The following is a 22,196-nucleotide window of genomic DNA, read 5'->3' as shown; positions in this document are numbered from 1 at the left end:
ACAGTAAAAAAGACAACCCCGATATTGTCATTTTAACTGTCGAGTGGCGGGAGAGGACGGTGGCGAAGAGTGCCGGGCCGTCGCCAGCATGGATGGTGCCTGGGCTGGTGCCATGCCCTGCGGCAGGGTGTCGCGGCTACCGGGGCCTGGCACGGGGGTTGCCCCGAAGAGTGTGTCATCTCTTTTTTATGATTATCCGGAGCCCTACATGCTGACCCCGCAACAGGAACAGGTCGTCGCCGCTACCGCCCCCGTCGTCGCCGAGCACCTCGATACGATTACCGCGCGTTTCTACCCGCTGATGTTCGATCGCTATCCCGAGGTCAAGGCGCTGTTCAATGCCGCTCACCAGGCGAGTGGCGGCCAGCCGCGGGCGCTGGCCGCCTCGGTGCTGCACTACGTGCAGCTACGCGGCGATCGCGAGCAGGCCAAGGCGTCGCTGGCGCTGGTGGTCGACAAGCACGTCTCGCTGAACATCCGTCCCGATCACTACCCGATCGTCGGCGAGTGCCTGATGGCGGCGATCGGCGAGGTGCTCGGCGAGGCGGTGACCGCCGAGGTCGCCGACGCCTGGCAGGCGGTCTACGAAGAGCTGGCCGGTCTGCTGATCGAACTCGAGGCCGCGCGCTACGAGCAGTTCGCGGCGCTGCCGGGCGGCTGGCGCGGCACTCGCGCCTTCCACGTCGCCGAGACCCGCCGGGAAAGCGCCGAGATCCGCTCCTTCGTGCTGGCGCCCGACGATGGCCAGCCGGTCGCCGACTTCGCGCCGGGGCAGTTCATCGGCGTCAAGCTCATGATCGACGGCGAGCCGGTGTTCCGCCACTACAGCCTCTCCGCGGCGCCCAACGGCCGCACCTATCGGCTGTCGATCAAGCGCGAGCCGGGCGGCCGGGTCAGCGAGCATTTCCATGCCCGCATGAGCGAAGGCTCGCGCCTCGAGCTGCTGCCGCCGGCGGGTGAGCTGACCCTCGCGGAAGACGCCTCGCCGGTGGTGCTGCTCAGCGCCGGGGTCGGCCAGACGCCGATGCTCTCGCTGGCCGACCAGGCACTGGCCGCGGGTCGCCAGGTCACCTATGTGCACGCCGCGCGTAACGCCGATGTGCACGCCTTCGGCGACGAGGTCGCGGCGTTGGCCGAGCGCTATCCGCAGCAGCTGCGCAGTGTGGTCTGCTACGAGGAAGCCGATGGCGATACGCAACCGGACCATCATGGGCGCATCGACCGCGAACTGCTGGCGACGCTGCTGCCGGCGAGTGAGCCGCTGTGCTATCTGGTCGGTCCCCAGGGCTTCATGCGCTGCGTCGATGCCGAGCTCGAAGCCCTCGGCGTGCCCGCCGAGCGGCGGCGTTTCGAGCATTTCGGGCCGTCCCGGCCGCTTCACGCCTGATTTGTCTCGAGCATGCAGCTTACTCATCGGGGTCATAGCGAGAAACAATCGGGCAGGCATTGATTAGAGCCCTAACGAACGCCATTACTGGGGCAGCGTTTCCCGACCGATATGCCAGGCAAAGGAGAGACCATGGCCTACGAGAATCTGCTGTTCCCGTTAGAGCTGGGCCGCCTGACGCTGCCCAACCGCGTCATCATGGCGCCGCTGACCCGGGCGCGCACGCCCGACAGCATCCCCGGCGAGCTGCAGGCCACCTATTATGCGCAACGCGCCGGCGCGGGCCTGGTGATCAGCGAGGCGACCAATATCTCGCCCACCGCTCGCGGTTATGTGTACACCCCGGGCATCTATACCGATGCCCAGGAGGCGGGCTGGCGCAAGGTGGTCAAGGCGGTCCACGATGCCGGCGGGCGCATGGCGTTGCAGTTGTGGCACGTGGGGCGTGTCTCGCATGAAATCGTCCAGCCCAACGGGCTGCAGCCGGTGGCGCCCAGCGCGATTCGCGGCGAGGGCGCGCAGTGCTTCGCCGAATTCGCCGACGGCACGGCGGGGCGTCACCCGGCGAGCACGCCACGGGCGCTCGAACTCGAGGAGATCCCGCTGCTCATCGAGGACTACCGTCAGGCCGCCCGACGCGCCAAGCGGGCCGGCTTCGACATGGTCGAGGTGCATGCCGCCAATGCCTACCTGCTCCAGCAGTTCCTGGCCAGTGGTTCCAACAAGCGCACGGACCGCTATGGCGGTAGCGTGGTCAACCGCGCGCGGCTGCTGCTCGAGGTGGTCGATGCGGTCAGCGCGGAGCTGGGCGCCGATCGCGTCGGCGTGCGGCTGTCGCCGTTCATCGAGATATTCGGTCTCAGCGACGACGAGCCCGAGGCAATGATGCACTACCTGGCCGAGCAGCTGTCGCTGCGCAAGATCGGCTACCTGCACATCAACGAGCCCGACTGGACCGGCGAGGGTGTGCAGTTGACCGACGATTTCCGTCGCGACCTGCGCGATCGCTTCCGTGGACCGCTGTTGTATTGCGGTCATTACACCGCCGCACGCGGCGAGATGCTGATCGAGAAGGGGCTAGCCGACGCGGTGGTCTACGGCCGGCCGTACATCGCCAACCCTGACCTGGTCGAGCGTTTTCGCCGTCAGGCGCCGCTCAACGAGCCGGATCCGGACACCTTCTACGGCGGCGGGGCGCGGGGTTATACCGACTATCCGGCACTCGGCTGACACGCTGGGCTGTCCAGTGGCCTGGCTTGGCGCTATCCTGTGAGTCACGAGCCGCCTGGACGGACGGCGGCCCAAGCTCATTGGTCAGGAGGATTCATATGCAGATCAGGACGTTGCTGGCTGGTTCCGCGATGCTCGCGCTACTCGGCGGGTGCGCGACAGGTACCCAGCAGGGTACGGGCACCCAGGAGCCGGTGGCGGAGCCGCAGACGGCAACCTACGAAGGTACCCTGCCGTGCCGTAACTGCGCGGGTATCGACCTTACCGTGACCCTCGAGGGTGACGAGCAGGCCGCCGACGAAGCGCGCGACTTCGCCCTCGATGCCAGCTATCGCGAGCACCCGCAGAATCCCCCGACCGAGCACTACGAGGGGCAGTGGAACGTGCTCAGCGGTACCGCCAACGATCCCGAGGCGACGGTCTACGAACTGACTCCGGACGGCGAAGGCCAGGTCTACTACTTCCTCAGGCTCGACAGCGACACGCTCGAGCTGGTCGATCCGCAACGTCGCCGCTTCGAGAACGGCGAGACGCTGCGCCTGAACCGTCAGCAGACAGCCGTAAGCCAGTAGTCAATAGCGTCGTAGTCACGCGTGAATAACAGGGGCGGCCATCGGCCGCCCCTGTGCGTTATCCCACCGCTCGTTATTAGCGTCGGACCATCCGACAGGAAGCCTATGGCGAAAGCGAAGAGCGCCTTCGTGTGCACCGAATGCGGTGCCGAATACAGCAAGTGGCAGGGCCAGTGCTCCAGTTGCCGCGAGTGGAACACCTTGAGCGAGGTGCGCCTGGCCGCGCCGCGCCCGGGTGGCGGCGGCGCTCCGGCGACGGCGCGCGCGGGCTACGCCGGAAGCCTGTCGCGAGAGGTTACCGACCTGGCCAGCGTCGACCTGGCCGAAGTGCCGCGCTTCTCGTCGACCTTCGGCGAGTTCGACCGCGTGCTCGGCGGTGGCCTGGTGCCGGGGTCGGCGGTGCTGCTGGGCGGTAATCCCGGCGCCGGAAAGTCGACCCTGCTGCTGCAGACCGCCTGCAAGCTCGCCCAGCAGCGCCGCGTGCTGTACGTCACCGGCGAGGAGTCGCTGTCGCAGGTGGCGATGCGCGCCCACCGCCTGCAACTGCCCACCCAGGGGCTCAAGATGCTCGCCGAGACCAGCGTCGAGACGATCCTCGGCGTCGCCGAGCGCGAGCGCCCCGAGGTGCTGATCATCGACTCCATCCAGACCATGCACCTCGAGGACATCGGCTCGGCACCGGGCGGGGTGGCCCAGGTCCGCGAGTCGGCGGCGGCGCTGACCCGTTTCGCCAAGCAGTCGAACACCGTCTTGATGCTGGTCGGCCATGTGACCAAGGATGGCACCCTGGCCGGCCCCAAGGTGCTCGAGCACATGATCGACGCCTCGCTGCTGCTCGAGGGCGGCGCCGATTCGCGCTTTCGCACGCTGCGCGGCCAGAAGAACCGTTTTGGCGCGGTCAACGAGCTGGGCGTGTTCGCGATGCTCGAGCAGGGCATGAAGGAGGTCAAGAATCCCAGCGCGATCTTCCTCTCGCGGGGTGAGGAGCAGGCTCCGGGCAGCCTGGTGATGGTGGTCTGGGAGGGCACCCGGCCGATCCTCGTCGAGGTCCAGGCGCTGCTCGACGACTCGGCGCTGGGCAATCCGCGACGCGTCGCGGTGGGTCTCGACAGTAATCGCCTGGCGATGCTGCTGGCGGTGCTGCACAAGCACGGCGGGCTGTTCACCGGCGACCAGGACGTATTCCTCAACGTGGTCGGCGGGGTCAAGGTTCTGGAGACCAGCGCCGACCTGGCGGTGCTGCTGGCGGTGGTGTCGAGCCTGCAGAACCGCTCGCTGCCCCGCGAGCTGGTGGTGTTCGGCGAGGTTGGCCTGTCGGGCGAGATCCGCCCGGTGCCGAGCGGCCAGGAGCGTATCGTCGAGGCCGCCAAGCACGGCTTCACCCGCGCCATCGTGCCGCGCGGCAACGCGCCCAAGCGTGACCCCGAAGGGATGACGGTGGTCGCCGTCGACAAGCTCGCCGAGGCCATCGAGGCGCTTTGAGCCGCGCCCGGTGGCTATGCTTGAAGCAGCGAGTTCGAAACATGAGCGTGGCAATCACGCATGCGCAAGGAGATGACCATGAGCGCCATTCGCCTGACCCAGTACAGCCACGGCGCCGGTTGCGGCTGCAAGATCGCCCCCGACGTGCTCGATAGCATCCTCGCCAAGGCCGGGCCGGGGGCCAGCAATAGCAAATTGATCGTCGGCAATCAGGGCCGCGAGGACGCGGCGGTCTACGATCTCGGCGACGGCCGCGGGATGATCGCCACCACCGATTTCTTCACGCCGATCGTCGACGACCCGTTCGACTTCGGTCGTATCGCCGCGATCAACGCCATCAGCGACGTCTACGCCATGGGCGGCAAGCCGGTGATGGCGCTGGGTATCCTCGGCTGGCCGCTCGACAAGCTGGAGGCCGACATCGCCGGCGACGTGGTCGCCGGGGCCCAGGCGGTATGCCGCGAGCTGGGGCTGGCGCTGGCCGGCGGTCACTCCATCGATGCCCCCGAGCCGATCTTCGGCCTGGCGGTCAACGGCCTGGTCGATCTCGACGCCCTCAAGCTCAACAAGGGCGCCGAGCCGGGCGATCTGCTTTATCTGACCAAGCCGCTCGGCGTCGGCCTGCTGACCACCGCCGAGAAGCGCGGCCTGCTCAAGGAGGGCCATCACGGGCTGGCCCGCGAGACCATGCTCAAGCCCAACGACATCGGCGTCGAGATGGCGCGTATCTCGGGCGTGCATGCGATGACCGACGTCACCGGTTTCGGCCTGGCCGGCCACCTGAGCGAGATGTGCGAGGCCAGCGGGGTGGCCGCGCGCATCGACTTCCGGCGCCTGCCGCGGCTCGCCGAGGCCGAGGCCTATCGTCGCCAGGGCGCGGTGCCCGGCGGCACCGAGCGCAATCGCAACGCGCTGGGCAAGCGGCTGCCCGAGATGGATGCCGCCCACTGGCAGTGGTTGTGCGACCCGCAGACCTCCGGCGGGCTGCTGCTGGCGGTGCATCCCTCTTATGCCGATGACGTCGAGCGTGTCGGCCGCAAGTTCGGGCTGAGCCTCGAGTCGTTCGGCGAATTCACCAAGGCCGGCGGCGAGGCGCTGATCGAGGTCCGCCGATGAACCTGCCGACACTCGAGCCCGATCTCGAGTGGCTGCGCGCGGGGCGTACGCTGATCGACGTGCGTGCGCCGGTGGAGTTCGCCCAGGGCGCGCTGCCGGGGGCCGTCAACCTGCCGTTGATGGACGACGAGGAGCGTCACCGGGTCGGCGTCCGCTACAAGGAGGCCGGCCAGGGCGCGGCGATCGAACTCGGCCGGCGGCTGGTCGATGGTGCGCTCAAGCGGCGGCGCATCGAGGCCTGGCGCGAATGCCTCGATGCGCATCCCGATGCGCTGGTCTACTGCTTTCGCGGTGGGCTGCGCTCGCAGATCGCCCAGCAATGGCTCGCCGAGGCCGGCATCGAGCGGCCACGCATTCAGGGCGGCTGGAAGGCGATGCGCCAGGCGCTGTGCCGGCGCATCGATGCCGCCGCCGAGCGCCCCATGCTGATCGTCGGCGGCCTGACCGGCTGCGCCAAGACCGAGCTCGTCCAGCGCGCCGGTGGGCCGGACCTCGAGGCCTGCGCGCGCCACAAGGGCTCGGCGTTCGGCCGCCACCCGCTGCCTGCACCGGCGCAGATCGACTTCGAGCACGCCCTCGGCCGCGAGCTGCTGACGCTTGCCGCGCCCTATGTCATCGAGGACGAGTCGCGGCACATCGGCAGCGTCAACATTCCGCTGAGCTTCTGGCGGGGCATGGAGCGCGCGCCGCGCATCCGCGTGGAGATGCCGCTGGACTGGCGGCTGGCGCGCATCCACAAGGACTACATCGAGGATCTGTGGGCGGTCTATGCCGGCCAGTACGGCGAATGGCTGGGCTGGACGCTGATGCGCAAGCAACTGAGCGGCGCTCTGGGGCGGCTCAAGAAGCGCCTCGGCGGGGCGCGCCTGGAGCGCCTGCAGCGCCTGCAGGCGCTGGCCTTCGCCGAGCATGCGCGTGGCAACCCCCAGGCCCACGAGGCGTGGCTGGCGCCGCTGCTCACCGAGTATTACGATCCGCTGTATCGCTACCAGCTGGAGAAGCATCAGCAGACCTTCCTGCACGTCGGCGACTGGGACAGCTGCCTGGCGTTCGCCCGCGACTGGCGCGGTAGAGCAGCCTCGGGTCCGACAGGCTCCTAGCGGCTGGTGCTGGCCACCCAGCGCATCATCACCCGGTCGAGCAGCGCCGCGAGACGGTCGAAGCGTCGGGGATCCGCGAGGATCGTCTCGGCGTCCTGCACGTAGGGCCCGTCGCCATCGAGCGAATCGCCGTGGGCGTCGAGCAGGGCCGAGACGCTGTCGCGGGTGGCTTGGAGATGGCACTGCAGGCCGACCACCCGGCCGCCGTCCCAGGCGAAGCCTTGTACCGGACTCGCCGCGCTGGCACCCAGCGGCAGGGCGTCGTCAGGCAGGCCGAAAATGGTGCGGTGCCAGTGGAAGGCATCGAAGGTCTCGGGCAGGTCGAAAGGGCTCTCCGGGGCCAGGGTGACCGGATGCCAGCCGGTCTCGGCATAGGTGCCGCGCGAGACGATGGCGCCCAATTGCACGGCGATCAGCTGTGCGCCGAGTCCGACGCCGAGCACCGGCTTGCCGCTTTTCAGCGCGCGCATCAGCAGCTTGTTCTCGCGCCTGAGCCAGGGATGCGCCTGCGTGGCGTCATGTGCCTGCGGGCCGTCGAGCACGATCAGTGCGTCGCAGTCCTCGAGGCGCGGCGGCATCTCGCCCGCGTACAGGTGGCTGGTATTGTGGCTATGGCCCATGCCGACCAGCCAGTCGGCGAAGCGGGCAGGGCCGTAGTGGGCAGCGTGCTGGAGGAAGTAGATATGCATGATGGCCCCATGGTGAATAAGCTTTTCGGCAGCGGCAAGCGCCGCGATAGCCGATAGGGAGAGGCGCATGACCCGTAGCGATCGACTCGAGCAGATCTACACCATCGTCGCGCAGATCCCCGCCGGGCGGGTGACCACCTACGGTCGCGTGGCGAAGATGACCGATGGTGCCACGGCACGCATGGTCGGCAGCGCAATGCGCCATCTGCCCGCCGGTCACGGTTTGCCCTGGCACCGGGTGATCAACGCCTCGCGGCGCGTCGCCGAGCATGGCGGAGCGATCACCCAGCGCGAGAAACTGCGCGCCGAGGGTGTCGCCTTCGATGCCAAGGGGCGAGTCAATGCCGAGCTGCTCTGGCCATGAACCTGGTTCGCGCCTCGGAGCGACCTTCCCAATCGGAGCCTTTCGAGTAACAGCCTTCTTAGTGAAGCTTCGCCAGTAAGAGATAGGGCAGACGATTATGCAACAGACATCTCCAGGCGGCTTCAAGGCCCGCTTGCGACAACTGGGCCGCCGTCAGCAGTGGGCCTTCATGGCCGCGCTTTGCGAGCGGCTGATGCCCAACTACGCGCTTTACGCGCAGATGACCGGCCAGGGCGACAGCGCCGCGCTGCGGGTGGTCCTCGACCTGGTCTGGGAGGTGCTGACGGTGCGCGATGCGCGCATCGACTTCGCCCGCCAGGCCGAGAAGCTCGCCGAGCTGGAACCGCCCGGCGACGATGACAGCTTCGGTGCTCGCCGTGCGGTGGAAACGGTCGTCGCGCTGTCGACGCTGCTCGATGCCCTGCAGGGCGAGCTGCCCGGGGCGCCGCTGGAGGTCAGCCGGCTGTCGACCAGCGGCGTCCAGGCGTATGTCGAGATGACCGAAGGAGCGGAAGAGGACGATACCGAGCAGGCTGCCGCACGGCTGAACGCTCATCCGCTGATGGACGACGAGCGCGACTTCCAGGAGGCCGCGCTCGAGGCCGCCGAGGGCGAGCTCGACCGCGAGGCGCTCAAAGCGCTGCGCCGGCTGGGGCGCAACGACGGCGTCAGCAATCTGGGCCTGAGCCTGGAGAGCTGAACCGGACTGTTGGCGGCAAGGAGTTTTCGCCAGACAAGAGCGTGGCGGACGCTTACAGACGCATCTCGATGCCGTGCTCGGCCAAGTAGCGCTTGGCGTCGGGGATGGTGTATTCGCCGAAGTGGAAGATACTCGCCGCGAGCACCGCGTCGGCGCCGCCTCTGGTCACGCCCTCGACCAGGTGGTCGAGGTTGCCGACCCCGCCGGAGGCGATCACCGGTACCGCCACGGCGTCGGCGATCGCGCGGGTCACCTCCAGGTCGAAGCCGGCCTTGGTGCCGTCGCGGTCCATGCTGGTCAACAGCAGCTCGCCGGCACCGTAATTGACCATCTTGCGCGCCCAGTCGATGGCGTCCAGCCCGGTGGGCTTGCGCCCGCCGTGGGTGAAGATCTCCCAGCGCGGCGCCTCGCCCTCGGCGGAGACGCGCTTGGCGTCGATCGCCACCACGATACACTGACTGCCGAAGCGTTCGGCGGCCTCGCGCACGAAGTCCGGGTTGGTCACCGCGGCGGTGTTGATCGAGACCTTGTCGGCACCGGCGTTGAGCATGGTGCGGATGTCCTCGCAACTGCGGATACCACCGCCCACTGTCAGCGGGATGAACACTTCGCCGGCGATGCGCTCGACCATCTCCACGGTGGTGTCGCGATCCTGATGGCTGGCGGTGATGTCGAGGAAGGTGATCTCGTCGGCGCCCTGCTGATTGTAGCGCTTGGCGATCTCCACCGGGTCTCCCGCGTCGCGGATGCCCACGAAGTTGACGCCCTTGACCACCCGGCCGGCGTCGACGTCGAGGCAGGGAATGATGCGTTTGGCCAGACCCATGTGTCAGTTCCTCCCGCTGGTGGTGGTGCCGGCTGCGCCCTCGAGCTGGTCGCACAGCCGCTGGGCCGCGGCGACGTCGAGGCTGCCCTCGTAGATCGCGCGGCCGGTGATGGCGCCGAGAATCCCCTGGTCGGCGACCCCGGCCAGCGCGCGGATGTCGTCGAGGTTGGTGACCCCGCCCGAGGCGATCACCGGCAGCCCGCCGTCGCGGGCCAGGTCGACGGTGGCCTCGAGGTTGACGCCCTGCATCATGCCGTCGCGGGCGATGTCGGTGTAGACGATCGACGATACGCCGTCATCGGCGAAGCGCTTGGCCAGCTCGGTGGCCTTGAGCGTCGACACCTCGGCCCAGCCGTCGGTGGCAACGAAGCCGTCGCGGGCGTCGAGGCCGACGATCACCCGGCCCGGGAACAGCCGGCACATCTCGCCGACGAACTCGGGCTGCTTGACCGCCTGGGTACCGATGATCACGTAGCCGACCCCGGCGTCGAGATAGTGCTCGATGGTCGCCGCGCTGCGGATGCCCCCGCCGATCTGGATCGGCAGCCCGGGGTAGGCGCGGGCGATCGCGGTGACCGCCTCGCCGTTGACCGGCTTGCCCTCGAAGGCGCCATTGAGGTCGACCAGGTGCAGACGCCGCGCGCCGGCGTCGACCCAGCGGGCGGCCATCGCCACGGGGTCGTCGCCGTAGCTGGTGGCGTCGTCCATGCGGCCCTGCTTGAGGCGGACGCAGTGGCCGTCCTTGAGATCGATGGCGGGAATCACCAGCATGTCGTGTCCTCGTGAGCGACCGCTTCGGCGGCGCTGTTGCTTGATGGGTTCGGCGCGCCGTGACGGGGCCACGCTCGGATGTCGGGTGACCGGGCCCGGTTCAGGGCGCCCAGTTGACGAAGTTCTCCAGCAGCCGCAGGCCGGCGTCGGCGCTCTTCTCGGGATGGAACTGCACCGCGAAGGTCGCCTCGCGGCCGGTGGCGACATGGGCGGTGGCATCGCCGTAGCGGGTGGTGCCGAAGATCTCCGCGTCGCGCTCGGCATCGACGTAGTAGCCGTGCACGAAGTAGAAACGTGCGCCGTCGGCGATGCCCGCCCACAGCGGGTGATCGTGGCGCTGGGCGACCTGGTTCCAGCCCATGTGCGGCACCTTGAGGCGGCGCTCGTCGGCATCGCGCATCGTCTGGCCGAAGCGGCGCACCTGGCCGGGCAGAAAGCCCAGGCAATCGATGCCGCCGTTCTCCTCGCTGCGGTCCATCAGCATCTGCTGGCCGACACAGATGCCCAGCAGCGGCTTGGCCTGCGAGGCGAGCAATTCGAGGACCACGCCTTCGAGCTCGGTGCGCTGCAACTCGCCCATGCAGTCGCGGATGGCGCCCTGGCCGGGCAGCACCACGCGGGTCGCGCCGCGGATCGAGCGCGGGTCGCGAGTGATCGTCACGTGCTCGTGCGTCACATGCTCCAGGGCCTTGGCCACGGAGTGCAGGTTGCCCATGCCATAGTCGATGACGGCGATCGTCATGCTCGCTCCTCGCAATTGATGTTCAGAGACTGCCCTTGGTCGAGGGCATCTGTCCGGCCATGCGCGGGTCCCTCTCCACGGCCATGCGCAGCGCCCGGCCGAAGGCCTTGAAGATGGTCTCGGCCTGGTGATGGGCGTTGAAGCCCTTGAGGTTGTCGATGTGCAGGGTGACCCGGGCGTGATTGACGAAGCCCTGGAAGAACTCCCGGAACAACTGGGTGTCCAGGGTGCCGATGGTGGCGCGGGTGAACTCGACGTCCATGTACAGGCCGGGACGCCCGGAGAAGTCGATCACCACCCTCGAGAGGGCTTCGTCGAGCGGCACGTAGGCATGCCCGTAGCGGCGGATGCCGCGCTTATCGCCGATCGCCTTGTCGAAGGCCTGGCCGAGGGCGATGCCGATATCCTCGACGGTGTGATGGTCGTCTATATGCAGGTCGCCGTGGGCGTTGAGCTCGATGTCGATCAACCCGTGGCGGGCGATCTGGTCGAGCATGTGTTCGAGAAACCCCACCCCGGTCTCGGCGTGGAGACGTCCCTCGCCATCGAGATTGATCGTCGCCGTGATCTGGGTTTCGGAAGTGTCGCGTGACACCGTGGCGATTCGCTCGGACATGTGCGGCTCTCCCTTCCGGGCGCTCGCGCGCCGGGCAATAGATGATGGCGGGGCCTGGGTCGCGCGCCGTCGGGTGCAGCGCCCCGGCACGTCGTGGGCCAACCGAGCCTGTCATTATAGAGAATCACGGCGGCCATCCGCTACAATGCGCCAACGATGGGAGCGATACGCCGGCGCCCCTGGCCACGGAGAGGATGCATGCCAGTCACCCTGGAACGACTCGACCACGCCCGCTGGAGTGCGGACCCCCAGGCCGGCGCGGACCTGTCGCGCATCTATCAGGATGCCTCGCCGGGACTGCTGCCGACACCCGCCGAGACGTTCGTGCGCGAGCACCTCGAGGGCGGTGGCGAATTCTGCTGCGCACGCTTCAACGGGCGCTTGCTGGCGGCGGTCGGCATGCATCACGAGCCGGGTGCCTGGTGGCTGTCGCATTTCTGCGTCCGCGAGTCGACACGGCGACGCGGTGTCGGCTCGCGATTGATGGCGCTGGTCGCCGCGGCGGCTGGCGACAATGCGCTGCGCATCGAGGCCGACCAGTTACCGCTTGAAAGCCAGCTACTGCTGGTGAGGCTGGGCTACCGGCTCGAAGAGAACGGTGCCTATTTCGAACTCATGACCCCCGCTTCTGGAGGAAGCCAATGAAGAGGTTGGTGCGAATACTGCTCGCGGCAGTCGGCGTACTCGGGCTGTTGGTCGTCGCTGCGGTGATCTATGTCACCACCTTCTTCGACCCCAACGACCTCAAGCCGCGTCTGGTCGAGGCGGTCAAGGAGCAGAGCGGCCTGGAGCTGGCGCTGGAGGGCCCGCTGAGCTGGTCGTTCTATCCGCGCATCGGGGTCAGCGTCGAGGACGCGCAAGCCTGGCTGCCCGAACACCCCCACCAGGAGGACGCCTTCGCCGCCGTCGACCGTGCCGAAGTCAGTCTGGCGTTCGCGCCGTTGCTGTCGGGCGAGATCGCCATCGACGGCCTGACGCTGGATGGGATGCGCCTCGACCTGGTGCGCGATGCCCAGGGGCGCGGCAACTGGGAAGTGCTGCTCGAGCGTCTCGAGGCGCAGGGCGACGACGCCGAGTCGGCGCTGGCGCCGGCTTCGGCCGGGCCTTCGATGCAGGGCGGCGGCCCCAGCGTGGCGTTGGATATTGCCAACGTCGAGGTCAAGAACAGTCAAGTGCGCTATGCCGACCGGCGCAGCGACCTGGATGTCACGGTGCGCGACCTGGCGCTGACCAGCAGTGACGTCAACCCGGTCAATGCCTTTCCGCTCAAGGCCAGCTTCACGGTCGACAGCGCCGCGCCGGCGCTGGAAAGCCAGGTCAGCGTGCAGAGCAAGGTGCGTCTGGGGCTCAACGATGGTCGCTACGAGCTCACCGGGCTGGCGCTGGATTCCCGGACCCGCTTCGCCGCCCTGCAGGAGCGGCAGCAGACGCTGGACTTCGATGCCAAGCAACTGATCGCCGAGGTCCGGGACGGTCGTTATCGCATCGAGGGTGGCCGGCTCGAGGGCGAGTTCGACCACCCGGCACTGGGCGAGTCAGCGTTGCCGCTGACCCTGGCCTTCGCCGCCGAGGCCAACACCCGCGATGAAACCGCCCAGTTGCAGGGCATCAAGCTGACCGGCGACGACGGCCTCGAGCTCACCGGCAACCTGACGGTCAACTCGCTGCTCGATGAGCCGACCTACACCGGCAAGGTCGACCTGGCGCCGCTGTCGCTGCGTCCGTGGCTGGAGCGCCTGGGGGTGACGCTGGATACCGCCGACGAGGCGGCGCTCGAGGAAGTCGCCCTGACCAGCCCGGTCAAGGGCGATACCGCGCGGGCGACGCTTTCCAGCCTGACGTTGCTGGTCGACAATACCACGCTGACCGGTCGCCTCGCCGTGGGGCTCGATGGCGACTCGCTGAGCTTCGACCTGCAGGGCGATCAGCTCGACCTGGATAGCTATCTGCCGCCGCCCGACGCAGCGCCGGCCGACGACGAAGCCACGGCGCTGCTCGAGACGCTCGGCATCGGCATTGCCCAGGCGGCCGCCGAGGCCTCCGCCGAACTGGTTCCGGTCGAGGCCCTGCGCGGGCTTGAGCTTGATGGCCAGCTGGCGCTCGAGACGCTGATCGTCAAGGGCTTGACGCTGATCGACCCCGCACTGGTGGTCAGCGGCGATGGCGGGCAGCTGGCGCTCGAGCGTCTCGACGCGCGATTGTATGACGGCACCGCGCATCTCGGCGGCGAGCTCGACCTGCGTGAGACACCGATTCGCTGGGCCTTCCGCGAGCGCCTCGAAGGCGTCCAGGTGGTGCCGCTGGTCGAGGACTACACCGGCGAGCCGTCGCCGCTGCGTGGCCGGCTGACGGTGGCCGGCGACTTCACCTCGCGTACCAACAGTCCGGACACCCTGTTACGCAATCTCAACGGCCGTGCCGACTTCCATGTCGACGATGGCGCGATATTCAACGTCAACGTCTCCCGCGAGCTGTGCACCGCGGTGGCGGCGCTGGAAGGCGAGAGCACCTCGCGGGAGTGGAGCCCGGACACGCGCTTCGAGCAGCTCCAGGGCAGCGTCAGGGCAGTCGACGGCGTGCTCAACAACGACGACCTGCTGATCACCGTTCCCGGCATCGAACTGACCGGCAACGGCAATGTCAATCTGGCCAGCCAGCGCTTCGCCTACGACGCTCGGGCGCGCTTCGTGGATACCGCCGATGCCGCCTGCAACGTCAATCCGCGGCTCGAGCGCATCCCTCTGCCGGTGCATTGCGAGGGCCAGCTTTCCGGCGACCCCCAGCAGTGGTGTGGCTTCGACCGTCAGGCTTTCCAGCGCTCGCTGGCCGAGCTGGCCAAGGACGAGGTCAAGCAGAAGGCCGCCGAGAAGATCGGCGAGAAGATTCAGGAAAAACTCGGCGGCGAGGAATCCTCGAAGGAACTTCGCGATGCCATCCGCGGTCTGTTGAATTGAAGTTATAGCAAGCCAGTCCTGCGCCGACTCACGAGTCGGCGCTTTTTTATGTGTGCCGCTCCTGACCATGACGCAACCGTTGATCATCGAACTGACACCGCAGGCTTTCCAGGCGCGCCTGCTCGACTGGTACGATCGCCACGGTCGGACCAGCCTGCCCTGGCAGCAGGACAAGACGCCTTACCGGGTCTGGGTCTCCGAGATCATGCTCCAGCAGACCCAGGTCGCCACCGTGATCCCCTATTACCAACGTTTCATGGCGCGTTTTCCGCGTGTCGAGGACCTGGCGCATGCCGACCCCGACGAGGTGCTGCACCTGTGGACCGGGCTTGGCTACTATGCCCGTGCGCGCAACCTGCATCGCGCCGCGCAGATCGTCGTCGAGTCGCACGGCGGCGAGTTCCCGGTGCACAGCGTCGACGCCATGGCCGAGTTGCCCGGCATCGGCCGCTCCACCGCCGGGGCGATCATCGCGATTACCAGCGGGCGCCGCGCGGTGATTCTCGACGGTAACGTCAAGCGCGTACTGGCGCGCCTGCATGCCGTCGAGGGCTGGTCCGGCAAAACCGCGGTGAGTCGCGAACTGTGGCGGCTCGCCGAGCACTACACACCCGATACGCGGCTCGCCGACTATACCCAGGCGATGATGGACCTGGGCGCGACGCTATGCACCCGCGGCAAGCCGAGCTGTCTGCTTTGCCCGTTCAACGACGCCTGCCAGGCCCATGCCCGCGGCGAGGAAAGCCGCTTTCCCGAGCCCAAGCCGCGCAAGACATTGCCGGAGCGGCATACCCGCATGCTGTTGCTGTGCGACCGGGAGGGGCGGGTCATGCTCGAACAGCGTCCCGCGAGCGGACTGTGGGGCGGGCTATGGGGCTTTCCCCAGTTCGACGACGACGCGGCGCTGGATGCCTGGCTGGCGAGGCACGCCCCGGACGCGCAGCGCGAGCGGGCCTGGCCGACGATCAGCCATACCTTCAGTCACTTTCGCCTGCACATCGTGCCGCAGCCGGTACGGCTGACGCGTGCCGCCACTGCCGTGACCGAGCCGGGTCGACTCTGGTATAACCTCCGGGAGCCGGCAAGCATCGGCTTGGCCGCACCGGTCAAGACGCTGCTGGATAGACTGGCCCATTCAACGACGCAAGCCGAGGAGCGCTCGCGATGACGCAGACCGTGTTCTGTCGCAAATACCAGCAAGAGCTCGAGGCCCTGCCTTTTCCGCCGCTACCGGGCGAGAAGGGCCAGGAAATCCAGCGCACCGTGTCGAAGAAGGCCTGGGAGGAGTGGCAGGCCCGGCAGACGCGTCTGATCAACGAGAAGCACCTCAACATGCTCGAGCCGCAGACCCGCGACTACCTGATGGACCAGATGGAGCGCTTTCTGGACAACCGCGAAAGCGACCAGGCCGAAGGCTACGTGCCGCCCGCGCAGTGAGCGCAGGGCCGGCGAATCGACCAGCATCTTTTTGAAAAGCCAGGGTTGACCGCCGACGGGGTTTACGGTTTAATGCGTCCCCGTTGGCAACGGCCAGATAGCTCAGTCGGTAGAGCAGTGGATTGAAAATCCTCGTGTCGGCGGTTCGATTCCGTCTCTGGCCACCAAAATGCTGGGGTATCGCCAAGTGGTAAGGCACTGGTTTTTGGTATCAGCATTCGCAGGTTCGAGTCCTGCTACCCCAGCCACGCCAACGCCCTTGGGGCTGGCATAGCTCAGTTGGTAGAGCAACTGACTTGTAATCAGTAGGTCCCGGGTTCGACTCCTGGTGCCAGCACCATTTTAAACGCAGCAATATCAAGCGTTTGCAGATTTTAGAAAGCCGCCTCTCAAGGGCGGCTTTTTTGTTGTGTCCACATTTTGTCCACGCCTGCCAACGGGTTCAGTTTGACCGCGTCTTCCAGGTGATCCGGTGCGAAGTGTGCGTACCGCATGGTCATGGTCAGCGACTGGTGGCCGAGGATGCGTTGCAGGACCAGGATATTACCCCCGTTCATCATGAAGTGACTGGCGAAGGTGTGCCGCAGGACATGTGTCAATTGTCCGGGCGGTAATGCGATGCCGGTGTCCTTGATGGCCTGCCCAAATACCTTGTACGAAGTGACGAACAGTCGGCCGATCCGGCGGCGTTTCCGCAGCTGGCCAGCGAGGCGTGGCGCGATGGGTATGGTGCGATTCTTGCCAGATTTGGTGGCCACGTAGGTGACGCGATCCTTGCCGACGTTCTCTGCCCGGAGGGTTTCGGCTTCGGACCAGCGCGATCCGGTGGTGAGGCACAGCAGGGTGATGTAGTAGCAGTCTCGATTGGGCAGGCCCTTGAGATGCTGGAGTAGTCGTGAGATGTCGTCGTCGGTGAGATAGGCCATCTCGGTTTCCTCGACGCGCAGCAGGCGCATGCGGGCGAGGGGGTTGCCGTGCGTCCAGAGGCCGAGGCGTTCGAGTTCTGAGAACACGGCTTTGAGGTAAGTGTGTTCGTGATTGACGGTGATCGGGGCGACTTCCTCAAGGCGCTTGGCGCGGTATTCGGCCCAGTCCTGGGCAGTGAAGGTTTGTGCGATGGGGTTGCCTATGGCCTCGGCTACCTTGCGCAGCGAACGGACACGTTCCCGAGAGGCCTTGAGGGAACTGCCGTGGTGGCGGTGCCAGAGGTCGATCAGGTCGTTCAGACGGCGTTGATCCTTCCTGGCGGGGGCATACTGGGAGCCATCGGCGATAGTGGCGAGGATCTTGTTCTCGAAGCGTCGGGCTTCGCTTTGGGTTCTGAATGTACGACGCACGCGCTTGCCGTCCCGGCCGTTGGGGCGCAGGTCGACGAGCCAGCCTTTATCGGTTTTCCGGACAGCCATCGTTTACGCGGCCCTGCCCAGCAATCGTCGTTCGACGAGTCGTTGTTCCACCAGCTTTCTGAAGTCGTCCTTGCCGACCCCTCTCCGGCGGTAGTAGTCGGCGAGGTCGTCCCACATGCCGGAGTTCTGTAGGTAGCGGATGGCCTCATGGGTGCGGAAGCCTTGCCGGGCGTAGATCGAGAGGAGGTTGCCGAAGGCCAGGCAGACGTTCTTTTCGTTGCCGAGGCCGGGTTGCTTGCGGGCGCGCTTGTAGAGGAAGTGCGGGGCGTGAGCGTAGAACCGGGCATCTTCCTGGAACAGTTGCCAGGCGGGGTCGATCAGGTTGCGCGCGTAATCCAGGCGGTAGGCCTTGAGCGCGGTGCGCCAGAGCCCGGAGAGGTGCGGCACGACGTCGATGAAGCGGGCGAAGCCGTGGTCCATGTCGAGGACTTCGCCGGTGTCGACGTTGCAGGGCGTGCCCTGGGCGTACTCGCGGAGCACGGACTGGTGAAAGCGCATCTCGATGCGCCAGACGTCCTGGTCGGGGTCGTAGGGCTCATCGAGCGGGTCGTCGCCGGTGGCCTGCTTCCAGATGCCTTCCCAGAAGTGCAGCTTGTCGCGGCTATGGGCTTCGCGGGTCTTGTTGTAGAGCGCGCATTGGAGGGCCCCGGCGGTGCCGAACAGGTAGCTCTGCCCGTAGGCGTACTGGGCGGCGATCTCGCCGGTGGTGATCTCGAAGTCGGAGACGCCGTTGAGCTTGGTGACACGCTTGGAGCGGGTGACGAAGCGGTCCATGAAGTCGCGGGGTGGCTGCCAGCCTTGCAGGTCCAGGGCGAGGTGAATAGCGCAGCCGGCGGGCTCGACGTGGGCCAGCATGTGCGCGGCGATGTTGTACATGAAGTCCTGGCACGCCTGGGGATCGCGTTCCTGGATGAAGTGCGGCGAGAGCTCGATCTTCAGGTGGGTACCGAGGTTCTCGACCTTGGTGTGGCGGGCCTGGAAGAACACGATCACGCCAAGCTCGTTGTTCTGCAGCCGATAGCGGAAGCCTGAGCCGGACGAGCCGGCGCCCACGCTCCAGGTGTGACCGAACAGGTCGATGGTCGCTCCGCGACCTTCCTGGTACGCCTCGATGATCTGGTCGAACTGAGACAGGCAGGGCTGGCCCCGGTAGAGCTGCCGCACGGTATCGACGCCGGCATTGAGCAACCGGATGCCGTTAAGCTCGCGTTGGCCCTTGGGACTGATGAACAGAGAACCCCGATCATCCTGTCGGCCCTGTCGCAGTGATTCGAGCGAGTAGCGTTCCCAACGGTTCATAAAATCTATATCCGATAAAGACGATTATTGGCAGGTAAGCGCGGTATTCGTTGTCACTCTGCGAGACGTGCTACAGGGCGGGTCTCGCCGCCTCAATCACGACCACCAGGCCAGCAATCACGGCGAAGTGGGCCGGGTACCAGGACAGCCATAGACGCCGAGGCATGGCGGGCAGGCGGTCCAGGGGCGCCCATGGCCGGACCTGGGTGACGACGATCAGCACGCCGGCGGCAACCAGGCTGACCAGGGCGTGCAGCGGGGCGGCATTGAGCAAGGCGACGATGACCAGCAGGGCCACGAGGGGCAGCGGGTGGCGCCGGTAGTGGAAGACGGCCCAGTAAGCGGGGACCAGCAGCAGCCCCAGGTGGCCGTATTCCACCGCATTGCCCACCAGGAGCCAGAGGACGGTGACAGACAGGACGTTGGCATAGGTCAGGGAGCGATCCTCCCAGCGCTGAATGACGGCGATGCCGAACAGACCGCAGGCCAGGGTGAAGCAGACGTTGAGCCGGAGGGTGTGCTCGACCAGGGCGTAGGGCAGCTGCGCGACGAGCGCGATCAGCAGGATCCGCAAGCCATAGCGCATTGGGTCGCGGGTGTTGTGGCAGGCGTGCCAGGCGATCATGCCGGCGAACAGCGGGAAGGCGATGCGCCCGAGGGTGATCGCCCAGGGCGTGACGGCCGAATCGTCCGGCAGCAGGAAGCGGCAGGCGTGCTCGACGGTCATGGTGACCAGTGCGAGCCACTGGGCGAGAGGCACCCAGGCGTTGAATAGTGCGGCGCTATTAGATGTCTGGCGATCGTCGCGGCGAAAACTATCGATGGCGTGGCTCATGACGCGGCCTCCAGGGTGGGCAGGACGGTGGCTTGCAGCAGCACGTAGAGCTTGCGGTGTTCGCTGCTGCGCGAGGTGTTGCGGAACAGCCGGCCGATCAGCGGGATCGAGCCCAGGCCGGGGACGCTGGAGACCGATTCGCTGGATTCCTCGCTGACCAGTCCGCCCAGGAGCACGGTCTGGCCGGAGTGGATCTGCACGGTGGTCATGATCGAGCGCTGGTTGGTGATGATGTCCGAGGCTTCCAGGGAGTCGGTGAGGCTGTCGGCCTGGGTCTTGACGTCCATGATCACCAGCCCGGCGCCGGTGACGACCGGGGTGACGGCCAGGGAGACGCCCACGTCGCGGCGCTCGATGGTCTGGAAGGGGTTTTCGATGTTGGCCGCTTCGCCGGTGACGCGGCCGGTGACGAACGGCACGTTCTGGCCGACGCTGATGCGCCCGGACTGGCCGGACAGGGTCAGGATCTGTGGCGTGGAGAGCACCTTGGCCTGGCTATTGCGCTCCAGGGCGTTGATGGCCAGGGCGAGGACGTTGCCGTCGAAGATCCCGAAGGAGCCGCCGGGGGTGGCCAGCGTGGTGCCGAGGGCGTTGGTGTTCACGCCGCCGGCGAGCCCGGCCCCACTTCTTGCACGACCCAGCGCGACGCCCAGGTCGAAGGTGTCGCCGTCGTTGGTCTCGAACAGGATGGCGCGGATCAGTACCTGGGGGCGGCTGACGTCGATTTGCGGCAAGAGGGTCTGCAGGTCGGTGATTCGCTGGGCATCGCCCGATACCAGCAGGGCGTTGCCGGCATCGAGTACCTGGCTGGAGGCGCGGCTGAGTTGGCCCACGCTTCCCGCTTGACCCGTGGCGCGGTTGAGGTAGGCGTCGATCATCGGCGCGACGTCCTGGGCGCGCAGATGGTCGAAGGCCAGCACGCGGGTCGCCTGGGGTTCCCGGGGACCGGTGTCCAGCGCCTGGGAGAAGTCGCCGGGGCGCGTGGGCGTGACCGTGGGCGGATCGCCGGGGACGATCCGGTAACCGTGGGCGGTGAGCACGCCGCGAAAGAAGTCGGGCAGCGCCTCATCGCTGACGTCCGGGGCGTAGACGGTCAGGGTGCCGTCGACGGCGGGGTCGATGGCGAGTGCCGTGTCAGTCTTTTGCGCATACCAACGTACGAAATCTCGCACATCGGTGTCATCCATCTCTATCGGCGTGGCGTAAGCGATTGCCGACACCAGGCCGAGGATAATCGCTATGGCGGTGCGGCTAGCAGCGTAGGTCCACATGGTCGGTTCCCTGTTCGAGGCGGAGGAGACAGGCGCCCATCGGGACGAGGTGGAGGCCTTGGCGCTCCAGGTCGTCGCTGGTGGTGGGCCGGTTGTCGCCGTCCAGGAGGCGGTAGGTGGTGGTGTCGCCCAGGCGGGCGTAGCTGGTGATGCGGTAGTCGGCGAACGCGCCGAGATCCTGCTTAGGGAGTGCGGTTTCTTGGGTCGCTGGCGAGCGGGCGTTGACCTCGTCGACGACCAGGATCGAGGTGGTCAGGACGATGCCCAGGACGAAGCCGGCCATCGCCAGCAGGGGGCGGTTGAAGCGCTTCCAGTAGATGCGAGTGATCTTCATGGCGAACCTCAGATCGCGGGGCACGCGCAGCCGCCCATGGGTCAACCAGGGCGGCAGCTGGCTGTAGGTGCCGTGGGGGTAGTGATCGGAGAAGGCTTGCTTGGTGTCGTAGGCGGCGTAGAGCGAGCGGCCGGTGTAGGTCCAGCGCTCGACGACGATCGACGTCGGGCTGTCGCCGTACTTGACGATCCCCAGGTGGAGCTTGGGCATGGGCACCTTGCCGCCGGCGGTCATCGACCACAGCGCGCCGACGAAGGGCAGCGTCAGGCGATCCAGACGACGGCAGTAGACGACGTGCTCGGCCAGCGCGACGCGGGCCTGCTTGTCCATGATCGAGAGATCCTGGATCAGGAAGATGATGTCCCAGCCCAATTTGCGGGCGTGGAGAAACCAGTTGATGACGTCCTGGCGGCTCTTGTCGTTCCAGGAGCGGGCGTTGAACCAGGTGCCGCACTCGTCCAGAACCAATAGGCCGTTCTTGCTCTCGTCGTAGCTCTCGGTGCCCTGGCCGATGGCTTGCAGGTCGACCAGGGTGGGCTTGTCGGGGATGCGGTAGAAACGGGTGTTCCTGGGCTTCTCGCCGACCAGCTTGTTCAGGCGAATGTCGAGGTTGGTGGCGACCTTGCAGCCGCGGTTGAGCTTGTCGCGGATCTTGCCCACCGCGACCAGGGTCTTGCCCGCGCCGAGCTTGCCGGTGACGACATAGACGGCCATTACAGGCCCCCCAGGCTGACCAGCCGGTCCTTGATGGCGAACGTCCAGACGGCGAGCTTGGCGAGGACGAGGGCCGACACGCAGGTCCCGAAGTTGTCGGGCATGATGCGGTTGAAGCCGTCGGTGAGCAGCGGCGGCATGCTGACGGTGAGGCCATCGATGACCGCCGTGATGGCATCGGCCATGACGCTGACCAGGCCGAGGATGATGCCCACCTTGATCAGGAACAGGCCGAAGCGGGCGACCCGCAGCCAGAGGAAGAAGCGCAGGAACAGCTTGCCGAAGTGGCGCAGGAACTCTTCGGCGAGCGGCAGCAGAATACGTGCGAAGCGAGCCAGCAAGGCGCCCATG

The 22,196-nt window shown here is 66.9% G+C and carries 23 protein-coding genes and 3 tRNA genes; 15 read left to right on the top strand and 11 right to left on the bottom strand.

What is annotated here, in order from left to right; translation table 11 throughout:
* Positions 1 to 208 precede the first annotated feature (208 nt).
* From hmpA to mnmH, 6 genes are all read left to right on the top strand, one after another.
* Complete coding sequence (hmpA, locus tag HR9077_RS07725; protein WP_136066451.1) at positions 209 to 1,387, top strand: NO-inducible flavohemoprotein; 1,179 nt, start codon at positions 209 to 211, stop codon at positions 1,385 to 1,387.
* A gap of 132 nt (positions 1,388 to 1,519) precedes the next feature.
* Positions 1,520 to 2,617, top strand: a complete 1,098-nt coding sequence (locus HR9077_RS07720) for an alkene reductase (RefSeq protein ID WP_136066450.1) — start codon at positions 1,520 to 1,522, stop codon at positions 2,615 to 2,617.
* 98 nt (positions 2,618 to 2,715) lie between these two features.
* Entirely contained in the window at positions 2,716 to 3,189 is a 474-nt protein-coding gene (locus tag HR9077_RS07715; RefSeq protein ID WP_136066449.1) for a copper resistance protein NlpE N-terminal domain-containing protein, read from the top strand.
* A gap of 105 nt (positions 3,190 to 3,294) precedes the next feature.
* Positions 3,295 to 4,671, top strand: a complete 1,377-nt coding sequence (gene radA, locus HR9077_RS07710; protein ID WP_136066448.1) for a DNA repair protein RadA — start codon at positions 3,295 to 3,297, stop codon at positions 4,669 to 4,671.
* Between the two features lie 78 nt (positions 4,672 to 4,749).
* Complete coding sequence (gene selD / locus HR9077_RS07705; protein WP_136066447.1) at positions 4,750 to 5,787, top strand: selenide, water dikinase SelD; 1,038 nt, start codon at positions 4,750 to 4,752, stop codon at positions 5,785 to 5,787.
* Positions 5,784 to 6,887, top strand: coding sequence for a tRNA 2-selenouridine(34) synthase MnmH (mnmH, locus tag HR9077_RS07700; RefSeq protein WP_136066446.1), 1,104 nt, complete (start codon positions 5,784 to 5,786; stop codon positions 6,885 to 6,887). Before selD ends, mnmH begins: the two co-directional genes overlap by 4 nt.
* On the opposite strand, the gene HR9077_RS07695 is transcribed toward mnmH, so the two are convergent.
* Positions 6,884 to 7,576 (bottom strand): type 1 glutamine amidotransferase, encoded by a 693-nt coding sequence (locus HR9077_RS07695; protein ID WP_136066445.1) that lies wholly within the window; start codon positions 7,574 to 7,576, stop codon positions 6,884 to 6,886. The genes mnmH and HR9077_RS07695 overlap by 4 nt on opposite strands.
* Positions 7,577 to 7,643: 67 nt before the next feature.
* Between HR9077_RS07695 and HR9077_RS07690 the strand changes: the two genes are divergently transcribed.
* Positions 7,644 to 7,940: an MGMT family protein gene (locus HR9077_RS07690; protein ID WP_136066444.1), complete on the top strand. Its 297-nt coding sequence runs from the start codon at positions 7,644 to 7,646 to the stop codon at positions 7,938 to 7,940.
* A gap of 97 nt (positions 7,941 to 8,037) precedes the next feature.
* Positions 8,038 to 8,640, top strand: coding sequence for a YjaG family protein (locus tag HR9077_RS07685; RefSeq protein WP_136066443.1), 603 nt, complete (start codon positions 8,038 to 8,040; stop codon positions 8,638 to 8,640).
* Between the two features lie 52 nt (positions 8,641 to 8,692).
* Here HR9077_RS07685 and hisF read toward each other — a convergent pair whose 3' ends face one another.
* The 4 genes from hisF to hisB all read right to left on the bottom strand — a co-directional run bounded on the left by hisF (position 8,693) and on the right by hisB (position 11,595).
* Positions 8,693 to 9,466 (bottom strand): imidazole glycerol phosphate synthase subunit HisF, encoded by a 774-nt coding sequence (gene hisF, locus HR9077_RS07680; RefSeq protein WP_136066442.1) that lies wholly within the window; start codon positions 9,464 to 9,466, stop codon positions 8,693 to 8,695.
* Positions 9,467 to 9,469: 3 nt separating this feature from the next.
* Complete coding sequence (gene hisA / locus HR9077_RS07675; protein ID WP_136066441.1) at positions 9,470 to 10,237, bottom strand: 1-(5-phosphoribosyl)-5-[(5-phosphoribosylamino)methylideneamino]imidazole-4-carboxamide isomerase; 768 nt, start codon at positions 10,235 to 10,237, stop codon at positions 9,470 to 9,472.
* Between the two features lie 100 nt (positions 10,238 to 10,337).
* Positions 10,338 to 10,979, bottom strand: coding sequence for an imidazole glycerol phosphate synthase subunit HisH (hisH, locus tag HR9077_RS07670; protein WP_136066440.1), 642 nt, complete (start codon positions 10,977 to 10,979; stop codon positions 10,338 to 10,340).
* A gap of 22 nt (positions 10,980 to 11,001) precedes the next feature.
* Entirely contained in the window at positions 11,002 to 11,595 is a 594-nt protein-coding gene (gene hisB / locus HR9077_RS07665; protein WP_136066439.1) for an imidazoleglycerol-phosphate dehydratase HisB, read from the bottom strand.
* A 198-nt stretch (positions 11,596 to 11,793) separates the two neighbouring features.
* Between hisB and HR9077_RS07660 the strand changes: the two genes are divergently transcribed.
* The 7 genes from HR9077_RS07660 to HR9077_RS07630 all read left to right on the top strand — a co-directional run bounded on the left by HR9077_RS07660 (position 11,794) and on the right by HR9077_RS07630 (position 16,326).
* Positions 11,794 to 12,240 (top strand): acetyl-CoA sensor PanZ family protein, encoded by a 447-nt coding sequence (locus HR9077_RS07660; RefSeq protein WP_136066438.1) that lies wholly within the window; start codon positions 11,794 to 11,796, stop codon positions 12,238 to 12,240.
* On the top strand, positions 12,237 to 14,549 hold the full coding sequence (locus HR9077_RS07655; protein WP_136066437.1) for an AsmA family protein: 2,313 nt from the start codon (positions 12,237 to 12,239) through the stop codon (positions 14,547 to 14,549). The genes HR9077_RS07660 and HR9077_RS07655 overlap by 4 nt, the downstream gene beginning before the upstream one ends.
* A gap of 67 nt (positions 14,550 to 14,616) precedes the next feature.
* Positions 14,617 to 15,717 carry an A/G-specific adenine glycosylase gene (gene mutY, locus HR9077_RS07650; protein WP_136066436.1) on the top strand — a complete coding sequence of 367 codons (1,101 nt, stop codon included), beginning with the start codon at positions 14,617 to 14,619 and terminating at the stop codon, positions 15,715 to 15,717.
* Positions 15,714 to 15,986, top strand: coding sequence for an oxidative damage protection protein (locus HR9077_RS07645; protein WP_136066435.1), 273 nt, complete (start codon positions 15,714 to 15,716; stop codon positions 15,984 to 15,986). Before mutY ends, HR9077_RS07645 begins: the two co-directional genes overlap by 4 nt.
* Positions 15,987 to 16,077: 91 nt before the next feature.
* Positions 16,078 to 16,153 (top strand) — tRNA-Phe (locus HR9077_RS07640).
* A 6-nt stretch (positions 16,154 to 16,159) separates the two neighbouring features.
* Positions 16,160 to 16,234, top strand: a tRNA-Gln gene (locus tag HR9077_RS07635).
* Positions 16,235 to 16,250: 16 nt separating this feature from the next.
* A tRNA-Thr gene (locus tag HR9077_RS07630) sits at positions 16,251 to 16,326 on the top strand.
* Positions 16,327 to 16,375: 49 nt separating this feature from the next.
* Here the strand turns inward: HR9077_RS07630 and HR9077_RS07625 are convergent.
* The 6 genes from HR9077_RS07625 to HR9077_RS07600 form a co-directional block, all read right to left on the bottom strand.
* The gene (locus tag HR9077_RS07625; protein ID WP_136066434.1) at positions 16,376 to 17,392 is read right to left on the bottom strand and encodes a phage integrase; all 1,017 of its coding nucleotides are present in this window, start codon (positions 17,390 to 17,392) and stop codon (positions 16,376 to 16,378) included.
* Between the two features lie 3 nt (positions 17,393 to 17,395).
* The gene (locus HR9077_RS07620) at positions 17,396 to 18,691 is read right to left on the bottom strand and encodes a hypothetical protein (RefSeq protein WP_136066433.1); all 1,296 of its coding nucleotides are present in this window, start codon (positions 18,689 to 18,691) and stop codon (positions 17,396 to 17,398) included.
* Between the two features lie 70 nt (positions 18,692 to 18,761).
* Positions 18,762 to 19,526 carry a TraX family protein gene (locus tag HR9077_RS07615; protein ID WP_136066432.1) on the bottom strand — a complete coding sequence of 255 codons (765 nt, stop codon included), beginning with the start codon at positions 19,524 to 19,526 and terminating at the stop codon, positions 18,762 to 18,764.
* Positions 19,523 to 20,797 (bottom strand): secretin N-terminal domain-containing protein, encoded by a 1,275-nt coding sequence (locus HR9077_RS07610; RefSeq protein WP_136066431.1) that lies wholly within the window; start codon positions 20,795 to 20,797, stop codon positions 19,523 to 19,525. Before HR9077_RS07610 ends, HR9077_RS07615 begins: the two co-directional genes overlap by 4 nt.
* Complete coding sequence (locus tag HR9077_RS07605; RefSeq protein ID WP_136066430.1) at positions 20,778 to 21,845, bottom strand: zonular occludens toxin domain-containing protein; 1,068 nt, start codon at positions 21,843 to 21,845, stop codon at positions 20,778 to 20,780. Before HR9077_RS07605 ends, HR9077_RS07610 begins: the two co-directional genes overlap by 20 nt.
* Positions 21,845 to 22,195 (bottom strand): DUF5455 family protein, encoded by a 351-nt coding sequence (locus HR9077_RS07600; protein ID WP_136066429.1) that lies wholly within the window; start codon positions 22,193 to 22,195, stop codon positions 21,845 to 21,847. The genes HR9077_RS07605 and HR9077_RS07600 overlap by 1 nt, the downstream gene beginning before the upstream one ends.
* Between the last annotated feature and the right edge of the window lies 1 nt (position 22,196).

It is taken from the genome of Modicisalibacter radicis (assembly GCF_900961225.1).
Classification (GTDB): Bacteria; Pseudomonadota; Gammaproteobacteria; order Pseudomonadales; family Halomonadaceae; genus Modicisalibacter.
Note: the sequence above shows the minus strand (reverse complement) of the source record. Positions and strands in the feature narration are given on the sequence as shown.

What these genes read in the sequence shown, in the direction of transcription:
- HR9077_RS07720 (WP_136066450.1), top strand. Translation starts at nt 1,520, where the DNA reads ATGGCCTACGAGAATCTGCTGTTCCCGTTAGAGCTGGGCCGCCTGACG.
- HR9077_RS07625 (WP_136066434.1), bottom strand. Translation starts at nt 17,392, where the DNA reads ATGGCTGTCCGGAAAACCGATAAAGGCTGGCTCGTCGACCTGCGCCCC.
- HR9077_RS07610 (WP_136066431.1), bottom strand. Translation starts at nt 20,797, where the DNA reads ATGTGGACCTACGCTGCTAGCCGCACCGCCATAGCGATTATCCTCGGC.
- HR9077_RS07620 (WP_136066433.1), bottom strand. Translation starts at nt 18,691, where the DNA reads ATGAACCGTTGGGAACGCTACTCGCTCGAATCACTGCGACAGGGCCGA.
- hisB (WP_136066439.1), bottom strand. Translation starts at nt 11,595, where the DNA reads ATGTCCGAGCGAATCGCCACGGTGTCACGCGACACTTCCGAAACCCAG.
- mnmH (WP_136066446.1), top strand. Translation starts at nt 5,784, where the DNA reads ATGAACCTGCCGACACTCGAGCCCGATCTCGAGTGGCTGCGCGCGGGG.
- HR9077_RS07695 (WP_136066445.1), bottom strand. Translation starts at nt 7,576, where the DNA reads ATGCATATCTACTTCCTCCAGCACGCTGCCCACTACGGCCCTGCCCGC.
- mutY (WP_136066436.1), top strand. Translation starts at nt 14,617, where the DNA reads ATGACGCAACCGTTGATCATCGAACTGACACCGCAGGCTTTCCAGGCG.
- HR9077_RS07615 (WP_136066432.1), bottom strand. Translation starts at nt 19,526, where the DNA reads ATGAGCCACGCCATCGATAGTTTTCGCCGCGACGATCGCCAGACATCT.
- HR9077_RS07605 (WP_136066430.1), bottom strand. Translation starts at nt 21,845, where the DNA reads ATGGCCGTCTATGTCGTCACCGGCAAGCTCGGCGCGGGCAAGACCCTG.
- hisF (WP_136066442.1), bottom strand. Translation starts at nt 9,466, where the DNA reads ATGGGTCTGGCCAAACGCATCATTCCCTGCCTCGACGTCGACGCCGGC.
- HR9077_RS07645 (WP_136066435.1), top strand. Translation starts at nt 15,714, where the DNA reads ATGACGCAGACCGTGTTCTGTCGCAAATACCAGCAAGAGCTCGAGGCC.
- hisA (WP_136066441.1), bottom strand. Translation starts at nt 10,237, where the DNA reads ATGCTGGTGATTCCCGCCATCGATCTCAAGGACGGCCACTGCGTCCGC.
- HR9077_RS07685 (WP_136066443.1), top strand. Translation starts at nt 8,038, where the DNA reads ATGCAACAGACATCTCCAGGCGGCTTCAAGGCCCGCTTGCGACAACTG.
- HR9077_RS07660 (WP_136066438.1), top strand. Translation starts at nt 11,794, where the DNA reads ATGCCAGTCACCCTGGAACGACTCGACCACGCCCGCTGGAGTGCGGAC.
- HR9077_RS07600 (WP_136066429.1), bottom strand. Translation starts at nt 22,195, where the DNA reads ATGGGCGCCTTGCTGGCTCGCTTCGCACGTATTCTGCTGCCGCTCGCC.
- radA (WP_136066448.1), top strand. Translation starts at nt 3,295, where the DNA reads ATGGCGAAAGCGAAGAGCGCCTTCGTGTGCACCGAATGCGGTGCCGAA.
- selD (WP_136066447.1), top strand. Translation starts at nt 4,750, where the DNA reads ATGAGCGCCATTCGCCTGACCCAGTACAGCCACGGCGCCGGTTGCGGC.
- hmpA (WP_136066451.1), top strand. Translation starts at nt 209, where the DNA reads ATGCTGACCCCGCAACAGGAACAGGTCGTCGCCGCTACCGCCCCCGTC.
- HR9077_RS07715 (WP_136066449.1), top strand. Translation starts at nt 2,716, where the DNA reads ATGCAGATCAGGACGTTGCTGGCTGGTTCCGCGATGCTCGCGCTACTC.
- HR9077_RS07655 (WP_136066437.1), top strand. Translation starts at nt 12,237, where the DNA reads ATGAAGAGGTTGGTGCGAATACTGCTCGCGGCAGTCGGCGTACTCGGG.
- HR9077_RS07690 (WP_136066444.1), top strand. Translation starts at nt 7,644, where the DNA reads ATGACCCGTAGCGATCGACTCGAGCAGATCTACACCATCGTCGCGCAG.
- hisH (WP_136066440.1), bottom strand. Translation starts at nt 10,979, where the DNA reads ATGACGATCGCCGTCATCGACTATGGCATGGGCAACCTGCACTCCGTG.